Consider the following 2953-nt stretch of genomic DNA (forward strand, 5'->3'; position numbering starts at 1 on the left):
ACTCAAAACTCTCCCCTCCTCCTCGTTGGTGGTACAGGTTTATATATAAAATCGATAGTACGAGGATTAAAAATTCCTAGAGTCGCACCTAACTCAGAATTGCGATCGCAACTTTCCGCTTTAGGACAAATTCAACTATACCATTTCCTGCAACAAGTCGATCCGATTGCGGCGCAAAAGATTCATGCTAATGATGAAGTGAGAACATTACGAGCATTAGAAGTATTTTACGTGACTGGAGAACCTATTTCACAACAACAAGGGGAAAATCCGCCCAATTATCCCATTTTTCAGATTGGTTTAGACTGTCAATCTGATGCCCTTACTCGTAGAATCGCAAAGCGCACTGAAGAAATGCTCGAAATGGGATTAGTAAAGGAAGTAGAAACTCTTTGTAAAAAATACCGTTGGGATTTACCGCTATTGGATACATTAGGTTATCGAGAAATCAAACAATATCTGGCGGGTGAAGTTTCTCTTAATGAAGCCAAAGATTTAACTGTTTTACACACCAGACAATTTGCTAAACGACAGCGTACTTGGTTTCGGGCTATTCCAGAAATAGAATGGTTTGATGTGGATAGTTATGATTTATTAGAGGAAGTTTGGCGGTTTATCGGTGAGAGGTTGAGTAGTTTTGAGGAATAGTGTGGGGATTGGACTTTTTTTTAACGCAGAGGTGCGCAGAGGATTTCACAGAGGTACGCAGAGGTTTGTAGGGGTATTCGCGTAGCGTTCCCACAGGGTAGCATTCGGGCGGATAACAACAAAAACCAATAAAATTGTCTCCGAATGCTTCACCCTGCTTTTACAAATAACACAAAAATAACATCCGCGATCGCAAAATTATTTTTATTGTCAGGCATGGGGAAGTATTCCTGTATTTATTTATGGACGATTATAATCATGCCTTAACCATAAGTTAAATCTAAATTAACCCAAAGTTACTAGCCAATACTCTATAATAATACAGAGATAGACACGCCATAAAATTAAAGTTAAAATTGACGCAAAACTCGATCTATCAAGTGTATATGTAAATGACGTGTCTTAATTAAATAAATCGTTGTATGTTATCTCTCCAGAAAAATTACCAACATTTACTACTGCCTCCCCAACATGAGATGGCACATCTCACTCTAGACTCAACCCTTCAAGAATTATCACTTTATAACATTTCAATTGACGCTTCTCAACTGGGTAAAGATGTCAGTTATTTATTTCAGCTAAATCCTCTATTACCAGGCGTTATTCTCACTCAGGAAGGGAAATTTGCCGGAATGATTTCCAGACGGCGTTTTTTGGAACAGATGAGTCGTCCTTATGGATTGGAGCTATTTTTAAAGCGTCCTTTGGGTTCATTATATCGCTTTGTGAACGTGGAAGTATTGAAGTTTAGAGGAGATACTAAAATAGTAGAAGCAGTACGGAGTTCCCTACAACGTTCGCCAGAGTTACTCTATGAACCAATTGTAGTGGAGGTAGAGCCGAACAAGTATCAATTATTAGATATACATCAGTTACTAATAGCTCAATCACAAATTCACGAGCTAGCTACTCAGCTTCTCCACGAACAAACCCAAGCCCAGATGATGCAAACCGAGAAAATGGCAAGTTTGGGAAAAATGGTAGCAGAAGTTGCTCATGAAATGAAAAATCCCCTCGGTTGTATTTCTGGTAATTTTGAATTTATTTCTAACTACTGCGCTCAACTGCTCAATATTGTGTCAGCTTATGAATTAGAAGTACCCCAGATATCTCATGAGTTAAATGAACTAAAAATAGAATCAGAGTTAGAATTTATATCAGAAGACTTACCAAAAATTATTAAAAGCATGACAAATGCTGCCAAACGATTGACTCAAATTGTTCGTAGCTTGAACAGTTTTTCTCACATGGATGAATCAAAACGTCAACCTGCTGATATCCACGAATGTATTGACAACACTTTGATTATCTTGAATAATTACCTCAAAGGTGATATTAAGTTAATTAAAAATTACGGCAACTTGCCGCCAGTAAATTGCTATTCTGGTCAATTAAGTCAAGTCTTTATGAATATTATCAGTAATGCTATTGATGCTTTAACAGATAAAATTAAAGATCGAGAAAATAGCTCAACAATCTGGCAACCGAAGATTGAAATTCACACAACTATTTTGGAAGTGAAAGATAGGGAATGTGTATCAGTACGGATTACGGATAATGGCCCAGGGATACCTCTAGCTATTCAACAGCGAATTTTTGAGTCATTTTTCACCACAAAACCAGTTGGTAAGGGCACAGGATTGGGTTTAGCAATTAGCCATCAAATTGTGACGGAAAAACATGGTGGACAATTGCTGATGAAATCTGAACCGGATATAGGTACGGAGTTTCAAATTCTCCTACCATTAGTAGCTTAACTTGTCTAATAGCACCATTTTTAATTACCTCCGGGCGAATGTAATTCGCGTCTATACAAACGTAGGCGTTAGCCTTCCCGAAGGGTAGTCAGTCTGCGCGGACTAATTAATGAAACATCAAGGATGTAACAACCCGCGAAGGCGGGTTTTGTCTGTGTAGCTGCGGTTTCAACCGCCAAGCTTCTGAGATAATTTAAGCTACCTGTAATCCTGGTGTAAATTGTTTCAGTTGTGGCAAAGTTTTTCCTTCTTCAAGAATTGTCTCAATTAGCATTTCGATTACCTCTTTAGCATTTTTGAGCGCTTCTTCATAAGTATCGCCGTGAGTGCAGGGCTGCATGACATCCTCAAATTCCGGCAAGAATACAATATAACATTGATCTTCATCTGACCACTGAATTATGATGGTGTAGTGGTAATTCATGTTTATTTTTCTGGATATGGGGCTGCTTTTTTTAACGCAGAGGTACGCAGAGGTTGGGAGAGAGGTACGCGGAGGTTTTTTGGGGAATTTTGATGGGGATAAGGGATATTATATTGATATATTG

3 protein-coding genes are annotated in these 2953 nt (G+C 38.4%); 2 read left to right on the top strand and 1 reads right to left on the bottom strand.

Annotated features, from left to right (window positions below; genetic code table 11):
• Both miaA and NJ959_RS27915 read left to right on the top strand, forming a co-directional pair.
• Window positions 1–648, top strand: a 648-nt coding sequence (gene miaA, locus NJ959_RS27910; RefSeq protein ID WP_254015026.1) for a tRNA (adenosine(37)-N6)-dimethylallyltransferase MiaA, incomplete at its 5' end; no start/stop codon positions are given.
• A 422-nt stretch (window positions 649–1070) separates the two neighbouring features.
• Window positions 1071–2405 carry a sensor histidine kinase gene (locus NJ959_RS27915; RefSeq protein WP_254015027.1) on the top strand — a complete coding sequence of 445 codons (1335 nt, stop codon included), beginning with the start codon at window positions 1071–1073 and terminating at the stop codon, window positions 2403–2405.
• 193 nt (window positions 2406–2598) lie between these two features.
• On the opposite strand, the gene NJ959_RS27920 is transcribed toward NJ959_RS27915, so the two are convergent.
• Window positions 2599–2829: a type II toxin-antitoxin system HicB family antitoxin gene (locus NJ959_RS27920; protein ID WP_254015028.1), complete on the bottom strand. Its 231-nt coding sequence runs from the start codon at window positions 2827–2829 to the stop codon at window positions 2599–2601.
• Between the last annotated feature and the right edge of the window lie 124 nt (window positions 2830–2953).

The sequence above is a fragment of the Limnofasciculus baicalensis BBK-W-15 genome, assembly GCF_024178385.1.
Classification (GTDB): Bacteria; Cyanobacteriota; Cyanobacteriia; order Cyanobacteriales; family Coleofasciculaceae; genus Limnofasciculus; species Limnofasciculus baicalensis.

Excerpts from the sequence above, each read along its gene's own strand:
- NJ959_RS27915 (WP_254015027.1), top strand. The coding sequence starts at position 1,071 with ATGTTATCTCTCCAGAAAAATTACCAACATTTACTACTGCCTCCCCAA.
- NJ959_RS27920 (WP_254015028.1), bottom strand. The coding sequence starts at position 2,829 with ATGAATTACCACTACACCATCATAATTCAGTGGTCAGATGAAGATCAA.